The sequence below is a fragment of the Burkholderia sp. IO2 genome (genome assembly GCF_029522185.1).
In the GTDB taxonomy this organism is placed as follows: domain Bacteria; phylum Pseudomonadota; class Gammaproteobacteria; order Burkholderiales; family Burkholderiaceae; genus Burkholderia; species Burkholderia cenocepacia.
The window spans coordinates 16,688-28,047 of the sequence record NZ_JAKWFH010000004.1 but is presented as its reverse complement, the minus strand read 5'-3'; the positions used below and the strand labels follow the sequence as shown (position 1 = coordinate 28,047).

The 11,360-nt window shown below is 69.5% G+C and carries 10 protein-coding genes and 1 tRNA gene; 6 read left to right on the top strand and 5 right to left on the bottom strand.

Annotated features, from left to right (window positions below):
* Positions 1 to 106 precede the first annotated feature (106 nt).
* From MMB92_RS03505 to MMB92_RS03490, 4 genes are read left to right on the top strand one after another with little or no spacing between them, the layout of a single operon-like run.
* On the top strand, positions 107 to 2,323 hold the full coding sequence (locus tag MMB92_RS03505) for a TonB-dependent siderophore receptor (protein ID WP_277562523.1): 2,217 nt from the start codon (positions 107 to 109) through the stop codon (positions 2,321 to 2,323).
* Positions 2,323 to 2,586 (top strand): hypothetical protein, encoded by a 264-nt coding sequence (locus MMB92_RS03500; protein ID WP_006486734.1) that lies wholly within the window; start codon positions 2,323 to 2,325, stop codon positions 2,584 to 2,586. Before MMB92_RS03505 ends, MMB92_RS03500 begins: the two co-directional genes overlap by 1 nt.
* Position 2,587: 1 nt before the next feature.
* Complete coding sequence (locus MMB92_RS03495) at positions 2,588 to 4,099, top strand: PepSY-associated TM helix domain-containing protein (protein WP_277562522.1); 1,512 nt, start codon at positions 2,588 to 2,590, stop codon at positions 4,097 to 4,099.
* A 22-nt stretch (positions 4,100 to 4,121) separates the two neighbouring features.
* Complete coding sequence (locus MMB92_RS03490; protein ID WP_200062208.1) at positions 4,122 to 5,369, top strand: RhtX/FptX family siderophore transporter; 1,248 nt, start codon at positions 4,122 to 4,124, stop codon at positions 5,367 to 5,369.
* A 76-nt stretch (positions 5,370 to 5,445) separates the two neighbouring features.
* On the opposite strand, the gene MMB92_RS03485 is transcribed toward MMB92_RS03490, so the two are convergent.
* Complete coding sequence (locus MMB92_RS03485; protein ID WP_258258258.1) at positions 5,446 to 6,687, bottom strand: MFS transporter; 1,242 nt, start codon at positions 6,685 to 6,687, stop codon at positions 5,446 to 5,448.
* Between the two features lie 139 nt (positions 6,688 to 6,826).
* Between MMB92_RS03485 and MMB92_RS03480 the strand changes: the two genes are divergently transcribed.
* On the top strand, positions 6,827 to 7,699 hold the full coding sequence (locus tag MMB92_RS03480; RefSeq protein ID WP_006486745.1) for a LysR family transcriptional regulator: 873 nt from the start codon (positions 6,827 to 6,829) through the stop codon (positions 7,697 to 7,699).
* Positions 7,700 to 7,774: 75 nt separating this feature from the next.
* On the opposite strand, the gene MMB92_RS03475 is transcribed toward MMB92_RS03480, so the two are convergent.
* A tRNA-Leu gene (locus MMB92_RS03475) sits at positions 7,775 to 7,859 on the bottom strand.
* 142 nt (positions 7,860 to 8,001) lie between these two features.
* Between MMB92_RS03475 and MMB92_RS03470 the strand changes: the two genes are divergently transcribed.
* On the top strand, positions 8,002 to 9,315 hold the full coding sequence (locus MMB92_RS03470; RefSeq protein WP_277562521.1) for a leucine-rich repeat-containing protein kinase family protein: 1,314 nt from the start codon (positions 8,002 to 8,004) through the stop codon (positions 9,313 to 9,315).
* Positions 9,316 to 9,330: 15 nt separating this feature from the next.
* On the opposite strand, the gene MMB92_RS03465 is transcribed toward MMB92_RS03470, so the two are convergent.
* From MMB92_RS03465 to MMB92_RS03455, 3 genes are all read right to left on the bottom strand, one after another.
* Complete coding sequence (locus MMB92_RS03465; protein ID WP_080331601.1) at positions 9,331 to 9,960, bottom strand: LysE family translocator; 630 nt, start codon at positions 9,958 to 9,960, stop codon at positions 9,331 to 9,333.
* Positions 9,961 to 10,277: 317 nt separating this feature from the next.
* On the bottom strand, positions 10,278 to 10,721 hold the full coding sequence (locus tag MMB92_RS03460) for a copper chaperone PCu(A)C (protein WP_043206152.1): 444 nt from the start codon (positions 10,719 to 10,721) through the stop codon (positions 10,278 to 10,280).
* Positions 10,722 to 10,813: 92 nt separating this feature from the next.
* Positions 10,814 to 11,179: a copper resistance protein CopC gene (locus MMB92_RS03455; RefSeq protein ID WP_006486759.1), complete on the bottom strand. Its 366-nt coding sequence runs from the start codon at positions 11,177 to 11,179 to the stop codon at positions 10,814 to 10,816.
* Positions 11,180 to 11,360: the final 181 nt, after the last annotated feature.

Genomic DNA, 11,360 nt, shown 5'->3' with positions numbered 1-11,360 from the left:
AATACGGGCCGCCGTGCCCGGAATCGATAGGAAAAGCCCCTCGATCGAAAAATCGCCTGCCGGTTCTAATTGATAATGAGAATGATTATCAAATACGGGGGCGTGAATGCGGTACGAGGTACGGGAACCTGAGAGATCGATGATGCAGGGCGCGCGCGTCGCCCGTTTCGGGCGCTGGCGTCCGTCGCTGTACCTCGGCCTGCTGATCGCCGCGCATCCGGCGGCGGCGTTCGCCGATGCGGCGCCGGCGGGCGGCGCGGAAGTGCGCAAGGAAGAGACGGCCGCCGCGCAGCCTGCCGGGGGCGAGTTGAAGGCGATTGCGGTGAATGCGTCGCGCAGCGTGGCCGACGATCCGTCGGTGGCGACGGTCGGCAAGATGCCCCTCGCGTTGCGCGAGATTCCGCAGTCGGTCAGCGTGACGACGCGCGAGCGGATCGACCAGCAGAACCTGTTCTCGCTCGACGAGGTGATGCAGCAGTCGGCCGGCGTGACGGTCCAGCCTTACGTGCTGCTCACCACCGCGTACTTCGTGCGCGGCTTCAAGGTCGATTCGTTCGAATTCGACGGCGTGCCGGTCGTGATCGGCGACATGGCGAGCGCGCCGCAGGACATCTCGGTGTACGAGCGCGTGGAAATCCTGCGCGGCGCGAACGGGCTGCTGCACGGCTCCGGTAATCCGGCCGCGACCGTCAACCTCGTGCGCAAGCGCCCGCAATACCAGTTTTCCGCGCATGCGACCGCAAGCGTCGGCAGCTGGGACCGCTATCGCGCGGAAGCCGACATCGGCGGCCCGCTCAATGCGGCCGGCACCGTGCGCAGCCGGCTCGTCGCCGCGTACGAGGATCGCCACTTCTTCTACGACCATGCGAAGCAGGACACGCGTTCGATCTACAGCGTCACGGAAGTCGACGTGACGCGCGACACGCTGCTCACGTTCGGCGCGCAGTACCAGACCACGTCGTCGGTGCCCGACATGTCCGGCGTGCCGATGGCGCGCGACGGATCGAGCCTCGGCCTGTCGCGCTCGACGTTCCTCGACACCGCGTGGGGCCGCTTCAACTGGGACACGACGCGTGCGTTCGCGTCGGTCGAGCAGAAGCTCGGCGCCGGCTGGAAAGCAAAGGTCAGCGGCGAATACCAGAGCGTGCGCTCGGACCTGAAGTACGCGGGTTCGTTCGGCGCGATCGATCCGGCGACGGGCGCCGGCGGCCGGCTGACCGGCGCCGCGTACCAGTTCAGCAGCTACAGCCGCAGCCTGGATGCGAACGTGCAGGGCCCCGTGCATGCGTTCGGGCTCACGCACGACCTGCTGTTCGGCGTCACCTACGCGAACAGCAGCAGCGGGCAGATGACGGCGCCGCTGCTCGGCGACGTGGCCGGCACGCCGGTGAACGTGTATCGCTGGAACCCGAGCAGCGTGCCCGAGCCCGGCATCGGGCCGTACCAGCAATCGCAGCAGAACGACATTTCGCAGAAGGGCGTCTACGGGCTCGGCCGCATCAAGCTCGCGGAACCGCTGACGCTCGTGCTCGGCGGCCGGATGAGCTGGTGGAACCAGGACAGCCTCGGCGCGCACTACAACACCGGCCACCAGTTCACGCCATACGGCGGGCTGATCTGGGATTTCGCGCGCGACTGGTCGTGGTACGCGAGCTATGCGGAGGTGTTCCAGCCGCAGACCAAGTCGATGTGGGGCGGCGGCATCCTGACGCCGGTGAAGGGGCGCACCTACGAAACGGGCGTGAAGGGCGAACTGGCGGGCGGCAAGCTCAACGTGTCGCTCGCGGCGTTCCGCATCGATCTCGACAACAACCCGCAGGTCGACCTCGCGCACCCGTGCGCGGGGCCGAGCTGCTACTACGTGAACGGCGGCAGCGTGCGCAGCCAGGGTTTCGAGTTCGAGGCGAACGGCCGCATCACGCCGTGGTGGAGCGTGTGGGCGAGCTACACGTACGACACGATGCGCTATGCGGACAACCTCGCGAACGCGGGTTCGTTCGCGCCGCTGCTGAATCCGCGCCACCTGTTCCGGCTGTGGACCAACTACGACCTGCCGTGGCAGGAGCGGCGCTGGAGCATCGGCGGCGGCGTGCAGGTGCAGAGCAGCTACTCGGCGCAGGCGAACGGCGTCACGATGAGCCAGGGCGGCTACGCGCTCGCGAGCGTGCGGCTCGGCTACCGCTACGACAAGCACTGGAGCGCCGCGCTCAACGTCAACAACCTGTTCGACCGCCACTACTACCTGAGCCTGAGCCAGCCGGGCTGGAACAACCGTTACGGGGAACCGCGCAACGTGATGCTGACCGTGCGCGGGCAATTCTGATGGCGTCCGGCTGGGGGGCGCGGGCGGCGATCGCGATCGGCGGCGTGCTGCCGGGTGCGGTCGCGCTCGCGCTCACGCTGGCCCGTCATTACCCCGACGACGGCCTGAACCGGCTCTATGCGGCCGTGTTGCTGACGCTCGCCGCGAGCGTCGCCGCGCTGCTGTGGGTGCTCGTCGCACCCGGCTGGCGGCAGGCCGCGTGGCGCGCGGGTGTGTGGCTCGCGGTGCTCGTGCCGTGCGCGATGTTCTGGGGAGGGCGCTGACATGGATGCTTCGTCGCGTTCGCGCTGGCGCGCGCTGCATCGCGGCGCCGGTGCGCTGTTCGGCGTGGTGCTGTTCGTCGTGCTGTTCAGCGGCGCCTGGAGTCTCGCATTCGATTCGATGCAGGGCTGGTGGCGGCCGCCGGCGGTGGCCGTCGCGCGGCCGACCTTGTCGCTCGATGCGCTCGTCACGCGCGCGGCGTCGCTCGGGGTGGCGTTGCGCGACGCGCGCATCGTGCTGCCGCGGCCGGACGATCCGGCCATCCGTTTCTGCGACGCGCGCCAGACATGCACGCTCGCGCTCGATCCGGCAACCGGCGCGCCGCTGCCCGACGCAGGGCGGGCGACCTTGATCGTCACGCTGCACAAGACGCTGTTCGCCGGCTTCCCCGGGCGCATCTTCGTCAGCCTGTGGGGCATCGTGCTGCTCGTGCTCATCGTCGCGGGCATCGTCGTGCATCGCAAGCGCTGGCCCGATGCGGCGCGCATCCGGCGCGGCCACGGCTTGCGCGTCGCGCTGTTCGACCTGCACGCATGGATCGGCCTGTGGGGCACGCCGTGGCTCGTGCTGTTCGCGTTCACCGGCGCGTTGTCGGGGCTCGGCGCGCTCGGCACGGTGTCGCTCGCGGGCGTCGCGTATCCGGGGCAGCCGCAGCGTGCGTTCGCCGAACTGCTGGGCGGGCCGCCGCCCGTGGAAGCCGGCGGCCCGTGGCGACATGCGCCCGGTCTCGATGCGCTGCTGCGGCGCGACGCGGTGCGCAGGCCGGATTTCCGGCCCGAAGCCGTCGTGCTGCATCGCTGGGGCGATGTGAATGCGCGCGTCGAGATTGCCGGCACGACCGCGGGCCTGCCGAGCACCGCCGTGTTCGAACGCCACCTGTACCGTGCGACGGACGGGCAATGGCTCGCCGATGCGACGTCGCGCGGCCGCGGCTTCTGGCTGCGCGCGTTCATCGCGGTGCAGCCGCTGCATTTCGCGCAATACGGCTGGGTGGGGGCGGCCGGTGATGGGCTGCGCGTGCTGCATTTCCTGATGGGACTCGCCGCGTGCGCGTTGTGCGCGACGGGGTTGCACCTGTGGATCGAGCGGCGGCGTGCGCAGCGCGAGCGTTCGGCGGACGTGCTGGCCGCCGCCGCGGTCGGCGTGTGCGGCGGGCTCGTGCTCGCGGGCGGCGCCCTGCTGTTCGCCGGCCGTGCGCTGCCGGACGGCGTGCACGTCGACCATGCGCTCGCGATGCTGTTCTGGGCCGTGTGGGTCGGCGCGATCGCGCTCGCGGCCTGTGTCGCCGATCGCGCGGCATGGCTGCGCGTGCTGATGCGTGCGGCCGGCATCGCGTACGGGCTGGCCGGCGCGACCCATTGCGCGCTCGCGCTGCGGGGCGCGGGCCAGCCCGTGTACTGGCCGATCGACGTGGCGCTCGTCGCCTTCGGCGCATTGCTGCTGCGTGCGGCGCGCCGTCCGCGGCGCGACGCGATGCAGCCTGCGCGCGTGCCGGCCGGCGCCGAACCTTTTTAACCTCATGCAACTGGAGACTTCGATGCGCGACCTGCTCGAACATCGCCGCCTGGTCATCACGATCACGCTGCTTTACCTGTCACAGGGAATCCCGATCGGCATCGCGATGGACGCGATGCCGACGCTGCTGCGCCACGACGGCGCGCCGCTTCACGCGCTCGCGTTCCTGCCGCTCGTCGGGCTGCCGTGGGTCGTGAAATTCCTGTGGGCGCCCGTCGTCGACAACTGCTGGTCGCCGCGCATCGGCCGGCGGCGCAGCTGGATGCTGCCGATGCAGACGATCGTCGTGCTGTGCCTGGCCAGCCTTGCGCAGATCGGGATGACGGTCGCGACGGCCGGCTGGGCGGTCGGGCTGCTGGCCGTCGCGTCGCTCGCGAGCGCGACGCAGGACATCGCGAACGACGGGATGGCCGCCGAGCATTTCAGCGGCGACACACTCGCGAAGATCAACGCGATCCAGATCGCGGGCGTGATGATCGGCTTCTTCGGCGGCGGCGCCGGCACGTTGACGCTGATCGGCCTGTTCGGCCAGCCTACCGCGTTTCTCGCGCTGGCCGCCGTCCCGCTCGCGAGCCTCGTCTGCGTGCTGTGGGTGCTGCCGCGCGACGCGGATCGCGCGCGCGTCCGGCCCGAACACGATGCGAGCCTCGTGCGCTTCGCGAAGCGGCCGCGTTCGTGGTCGCTGCTGTCGCTCGCATTGCTGTCGGCGATGACCGCCGTATCGGGCTTCGGCCTGTCGAAGCTGTTCCTCAACGACGCGGGCTGGTCGCTCGACGCGATCGGCAAACTCGGGATGGCGGGCGGCGTCGTGACGGTCGTGCTCGGTTGCGGCGGCGGCGCGTGGCTCGTGAGGGCGCTCGGGCTGTGGCGCGCGTTTACGGCCGGCGTGAGTTGCGCGGGCGCGGCCGCGCTGCTGTGGTTCGCGCAGGCGAACGGGTGGCTGCCGGTGTCGCCGTCGTGGGCGTGGCTGTGCACGGTGCTCGGCTCGTTGGCGACCGGCATCACGTCCGTGTCGATCATGACGGCCGGCATGCGTTTCGCCGGCGGCAGCGATCAGGCCGGCACCGACGTGACGGCCGTGCAGAGCACGCGCGATCTCGGCGAGCTGATCGCGTCGTCGACGATCCTGTCGCTGACCGCGAAGGTCGGTTACACGGGCGGGTTTCTCACCGGCGTCGCGCTCGCGGTGCTGGCGGCGCTGATCGCGATGAAGCTGCGGCGGCGCGAGGCGGCGTATGCGGTGAAGGGGGACGATGCGCTGGTGTCGTGACGGCTGCGCGGCCGGCGCGCGATGCAGGGTGCGCATCGCGCCGCGCCGCGTCGGGTCACGCGTGGCTGAGCGCGGCTCAAGCGCGGCTCAACTGCCGCGCCGCCAGCAATGCGATGACGAGCAGCACCGCGACGTACGCGGCGACGCTCGTCCACGCGCCGCGTTGCCAGAACGCGCCGCCGACCGAGCCGAGCATGCTCGACCCGACGTAGTAGGCGAGCAGATACAGCGAAGCCGCATGCCCCTTCGCGGCGCCCGCGAGCGCGCCGACCCAGCCGCTCGCGACCGAATGGGCGACGAAGAAGCCGATCGTCACGAGCACGATGCCGACGACGATCGCGGCGAGCGAGTGCGACAGCGTCAGCGCGAGGCCCGCCGCGAACACGACGATGCCGCTGACGAGGACCGGCGCCCGCCCGAGACGATCGGCGAGCGCGCCGGCGCTCGACGACGACACCATCCCGAACAGGTACGCGCCGAAGATCAGCCCGCACGCGGTCGGGCTCAGGTTGAACGGCGCGGCCATGAGCCGGAAACCGGCGTAGTTGTAGATCGTCACGAACGCGCCCATCACGAGGAAGCCGATCGCGAATACGAACGGCAGGCGCGCGTGCTGCAATTGCGCGTGCCACAGCCGCAGGTGGTGACGCAGCGTCAGGTCGGTGCGCTTCACGAAGCGTCGCGACGGCGGCAGCAGCATCACGAACGCGATCGCCGCGAGCAGGTCGACGACGCCGATCGACAGCATCGCGGTTCGCCACGAGAAGTGCTCTTCGAGCGCGCTCATCCCGATCCGTCCGATCATGCCGCCGAACGCGGTCCCGCCGACATAGAGCCCCATCGAGAAGCCGAGGCCGTCCGCCGCGATTTCTTCCGCGAGATACGCCATCGCCACCGCCGGCACGCCGCCCAGCGCGAAGCCTTCGAGCGCACGCCAGACCAGCAGCAGGTGCCAGTTCGGCGACCACGCGGCGAGCAGGTTGAACAGCGCGGCCAGCGTCATCGACGCGAACATCAGCCCGCGCCGCCCGACGCGTTCGGACAGCGCGCCGGCGCACAGGATCGACACCGCGAGCATCCCGGTCGACAGCGACAGCGAGAGCGAACTCGACGCCGCGCCGACGTTGAACTCGCGGGCGAACGCGGGCAGCAGCGGCTGCACGCAGTACAGCAGCGAGAAAGTGGAAAAGCCGGCGAGGAACAGCGCGAACGCGATGCGCTTGTACGCGGCCGAGCGCGGGGACACACCGGCCGGCAGCGCATCGGGTGCGGTGTTCTGCGTGCCGGGCAGGGAACGGGAAATCGAAGCGGAGGACATGAAGGCACTCGTTGTGCGACGGAATACACGAATTCTTGCGCACGGTCATGTATATGTCCAATATATGAAATGAACCGCAGCCATATCTTTTAACACTGGCTGACGGATTAATCCGACTCACCGCGAGGTCACGTCACGCATGGAACTCCGGCATCTCCGCTACTTTCTGGCCGTCGCGGCCGCGTCGAATTTCACGAAGGCCGCCGAAACGCTCGGCATCGGCCAGCCGCCGTTGAGCCAGCAGATCAAGGCGCTCGAGAACGAGCTCGGCGTGGAGCTGTTCAAGCGGACCGCGCGCGGCGCCGAGCTGACGCTGGCGGGCGAGGTGTTCGCGGAGGAGGCGCGACGCGTGCTCGACGACGCCGAGCGCGCGGCCCGGGCGGCCAGGCGCGCCGCGCGCGGCGAAACCGGCCATTTGCGGGTCGGCTTCACCGGCACGGCCGCGTTCAATCCGAAGGTGTCGGATCTGATTCGCCGCTTTCGGGAGGCGTTTCCGGAGGCCGAGCTGACGTTGCAGGAAGCGACGTCGGGGGTTTTGCTGGAGGCGCTCGAGGCCGGGCGCGTCGATGTCGCGATCGTGCGGCCCGAGCGTCGCGTCGCCGCGACGCTGCGGGTGTCGGACTGGGACGAGGAGCCGATGTTCGTCGCGCTGCCCGTCGCGCACCGGCTCGCGCAGCGGCGGCGCATCGAGCTGGCGGAACTGGCCGACGAGTCGTTCGTGCAGGTGCCGCGCGCGGCCGGCGGCGCGCTGTTCGACGACATCGTCGCCGCGTGCCGGGCCGCCGGGTTCGAGCCGCGCATGGCGCAACCGGCGCCGCAGATCGCGTCCGCGGTGACGCTGGTGGCGGCCGGGCTCGGCGTGTCGGTTGTGCCGAAGGCGATTACGCAGGTGCAGGTTCCCGGGGTCGTGTACCGGCCGTTCGCGGGTAACCGGTTCCGCGCCAGGCTGGCGATTGCGTCGCGCTGCGACGAGCCGTCCGCGGTCGTGCGGAATTTTTTGTTGTTGGCGTAGCGGAAAACAAAAAACCCGCGAAGCCAGGTGCTGTCGCGGGTTTCAGAGAATGCTGGAATGCGGGGAAAACGCATCTGGTGCCGACGGCGAGACTCGAACTCGCACAGCTTTCGCCACTACCCCCTCAAGATAGCGTGTCTACCAATTTCACCACGTCGGCACTGCAAGGGGCGCAATTCTAACGTCACATCGCGCGTTTGTGAAGGGGGTGTGACAAGGTCGTGCACGGGCACCCGATCGATCCCGGTAGAATTCGTCCGATCGACCCGACGATCAACGCAACCGCCACCCGTTTTCTTCCCGTGACCCACACCCTCGAACACCTGCAGGCCGGCCAACTGGCGGGCGCGCGGCAACTCAAGCTCGCGTGCGGGCTGACCGAATTTCCGCGCGAGATCTTCGATCTGGCCGACACGCTCGAAGTGCTCGACCTGACCGGTAATGCGCTGTCCGCGCTGCCGGATGATCTGCCGCGGCTGCATCGCCTGCGCATCCTGTTCGCGTCGGGCAACCGCTTCACCGCTTTCCCTGGCGTGCTCGGCGCGTGCGAGCAGCTCGACATGATCGGCTTCAAGGCGAACCGGATCCGCACCGTGCCGCATGGCGCGCTGCCGCGTGCGCTGCGCTGGCTGATCCTGACCGACAACGCGATCGACGAACTGCCGGCCGACATCGGCGACTGTGCGCGGTTGCAGAAGCTGATGCTCGCCGGCAACCAGCTGCGCGCGCTGCCCGCGGAACTGGCCGCGTGCCGCGCGCTGGAACTGGTGCGCCTGTCCGCGAACCGGCTGGAGGCGTTGCCCGACTGGCTGCTGCGCCTGCCGCGTCTCGCATGGCTCGCCGTTGCCGGCAATCCGCTCGGCGCGGTGCCGGAGGCCGCGGCGTCCGCGGAACCGGACGTCGCGGAGATCGACTGGGCGGCGCTGTCATGCGAACAGAAGCTGGGCGAGGGCGCGTCGGGCGTCATTTACCGTGCGCAGTGGCGCGCGGACGGCCATCCGCCGCGCACGGTCGCGGTCAAGCTGTTCAAGGGCGCGGTGACGAGCGACGGCCTGCCCGATTGCGAAATGGCCGCGTGCCTGCATGCCGGCGGTCATCCGAACCTGATCCCGGTGATCGGCAAGCTGCGCGGGCATCCGGACGGCACGCACGGCCTGGTGATGGCGTTGGTCGATCCGGTGCTGACGAACCTCGCCGGGCCGCCGAGCTTCGCGTCCTGCACGCGCGACGTCTACGCCGCCGATGCGAGGTTCGATCCGGCGCAAGCGGTGCGAATCGCGCACGGCATCGCGTCGGTCGCCGGTCATCTGCACGCGCGTGGCATCATGCATGGCGACCTGTATGCGCACAACATCCTGCACGACGGTGCAGGCGGCGCGTTGCTCGGGGATTTCGGCGCGGCGTCGCTGTACGACCCGAACGCGCGTATATGGGGCGCCCGGTTCGAGCGGCTCGAAGTGCGCGCGTTCGGCTATCTGCTCGGCGAATTGCTCGAGCGTTGTGGATCGCACGCCGACGTGCTCGATGCGCTGGCGGCGGCCTGCGTGAACGAGGACGTCGATGCGCGGCCGTCGTTCGACGAGATCACGGCCGCGCTGGCCGAGCGCATGCGCTGACCGGATGGGGCCGACTCATGCCTGCCGTGCACTCAGCAGCTTGATGCCGAGCCCGACGAACAGCAGCCCGCTCGCACGCTTGAGCGCGCGCACCGCGCGGCTCATGCCGAAGCCGCGATGCAGGCGGCGCACGCCGGCCGAATAGACGCTGTGAACGACCACGACCGTGCACGCGATCGTCGCGTACATCACGACGAACTGCAGCGCGAGCGGCCGGTCGTGCACGACGAACTGCGGCATGAACGCGGACAGGAAGATCATCGTCTTCGGATTGCTGCCCGATACGAACAGCGCTTCGCGGAACAGCTTGCGGCGATCGGGCACGGCGATCTCCGTTGGGCCGCTCGATGCGGCGGCCTTGCGGTCGCCGCGCAACTGCCGGACACCCAGGACCATCAGGTACGCGGCGCCGATCACCTTCATCGCGACGAACAGCGGCGGCATCGCGGCCAGCACCGCGCCGACGCCGAGCGCGACCAGCAGCACGACCACACCCTGCGCGACGAGGTTGCCGGCGATCGTCGCCGCGGTGCCGTGCGCGCCGTAGCGCACCGTGTTGCGGATCACGAGCAGCACGTTGGGCCCCGGCGACAGCGTCGTCGCGAGATAGGCGGCGGCAAACAGCATCCAGGTCTGAATGGACATGCGGCGCTCCGAGAGGCGGTTCCGGCGGTCGGGATGACGCGATGATGCCACGCCAATAATGGTGCGGGCCGCCGCCGGAACCGTGCCGTCCGGCGTGTCAGCGCGCGTCGCGCATGCAGTACGCGGGAATCGACGGCGGTGTATCGATGGCGGTGTATCGATGGCGGCAGGCCGCGTCATCCACGCGATCCATGCGGCCCACAACCCGCAGACGATCAGTACCGCGACATTCAGCGGCGTCCGGTAGCGAACGATCAGGTCGGCCAGCGGCAGGCGGTCTTTCATGTGCGTCTCCTTCGGTCGTGAGGCGGGCGGCGTTACTGGCCGGCGTAGGTCGGCGCCTTCGCGTCGCAGGTCACGGACACGGTCGAGCCGTCCGCGAAGTGCAGCCGGAACGGCACCTTCGCGCCGGGCGCGACGGCCTGGCGCGGCTCCTCCAGCATCACGTGATAGCTTTTCGGCTTGAACGTCACCGCGCCGTGCGCCGGCACGACGACCGAATCGACGTGCACCATCTTCGCGGTGCTGCCGCTCGTCTGCGTTTCATGCACCATCGCCATCCCGTAGGCGGGCGTGTCGATACCGGTCAGCGTCGCGGGCGCGTCGCCGTGGTTCTTCAGCGTGAAGTAGCCGGACGACGGCACCGTCGCCGGCATCGTGCGGATCCAGCACGCATCGGCCTGGATGGCCGGCGCGGCGAACGTGGCGGTGGCGTGCAGCGTCAGTGCCATGAGCAGGCCGGTCGGAATCGGGCGTTTCATCATGTGTTCTCCTTATTGGGTGCGATGCCGCGGGCATCGATGCGAATGCGCTCGGCACGAAGCGCCGATGCGCACCGCGTGCGTGCCATGCGTTACTTCAGCGTGAACGTGTAGCGGCCGTGCGTGCGATGGCCGTCGCTGGCCACCGCGATCCACGCGACCGTGTAGGTGCCGGGCTTCAGGTTCGCGAGTGGGACGTGCATTCGCTTCCGGTTGCCGGCGTCGACGGCCGATTTCCCGTCGACGACCGATTGCCCTTGGCTGTCGGTCACGGCGATCGAGCTGAACGCCGGCTCGAGCGCCTCGCCGAAATCGATCGTCACCGCGTGCGGCGCGGTGGACAGCGTGGCGTCGGGAGCCGGGTCCTGCGTTTTCGGGAGCGCATGCGCGTGGGCGGCCTGGATGACGACGAAGCCGAGTGCGGCGAGTGCGCCGCGAACGAAAAGGGTGGTTTTCATGGCTGGATGAGCGAATGACGAATCGGATGAAAAAACGGATTCGACGGACGGCTGCGCGGAGCGGCATCGATGCCGACGCCGGTCGGCGCGGACCTGCGCGGCCAGGCATTCGCATGCGGGCGAATGCGGGCGCGGCAATCCGAACCGGCGGCGGCCAACCACATGCCCGGCACGACGCCGT

Coding starts and splice junctions, on each gene's coding strand:
- MMB92_RS03480 (WP_006486745.1), top strand. CDS start 6,827: ATGGAACTCCGGCATCTCCGCTACTTTCTGGCCGTCGCGGCCGCGTCG.
- MMB92_RS03505 (WP_277562523.1), top strand. CDS start 107: ATGCGGTACGAGGTACGGGAACCTGAGAGATCGATGATGCAGGGCGCG.
- MMB92_RS03485 (WP_258258258.1), bottom strand. CDS start 6,687: ATGTCCTCCGCTTCGATTTCCCGTTCCCTGCCCGGCACGCAGAACACC.
- MMB92_RS03490 (WP_200062208.1), top strand. CDS start 4,122: ATGCGCGACCTGCTCGAACATCGCCGCCTGGTCATCACGATCACGCTG.
- MMB92_RS03495 (WP_277562522.1), top strand. CDS start 2,588: ATGGATGCTTCGTCGCGTTCGCGCTGGCGCGCGCTGCATCGCGGCGCC.
- MMB92_RS03500 (WP_006486734.1), top strand. CDS start 2,323: ATGGCGTCCGGCTGGGGGGCGCGGGCGGCGATCGCGATCGGCGGCGTG.
- MMB92_RS03460 (WP_043206152.1), bottom strand. CDS start 10,721: ATGAAACGCCCGATTCCGACCGGCCTGCTCATGGCACTGACGCTGCAC.
- MMB92_RS03455 (WP_006486759.1), bottom strand. CDS start 11,179: ATGAAAACCACCCTTTTCGTTCGCGGCGCACTCGCCGCACTCGGCTTC.
- MMB92_RS03465 (WP_080331601.1), bottom strand. CDS start 9,960: ATGTCCATTCAGACCTGGATGCTGTTTGCCGCCGCCTATCTCGCGACG.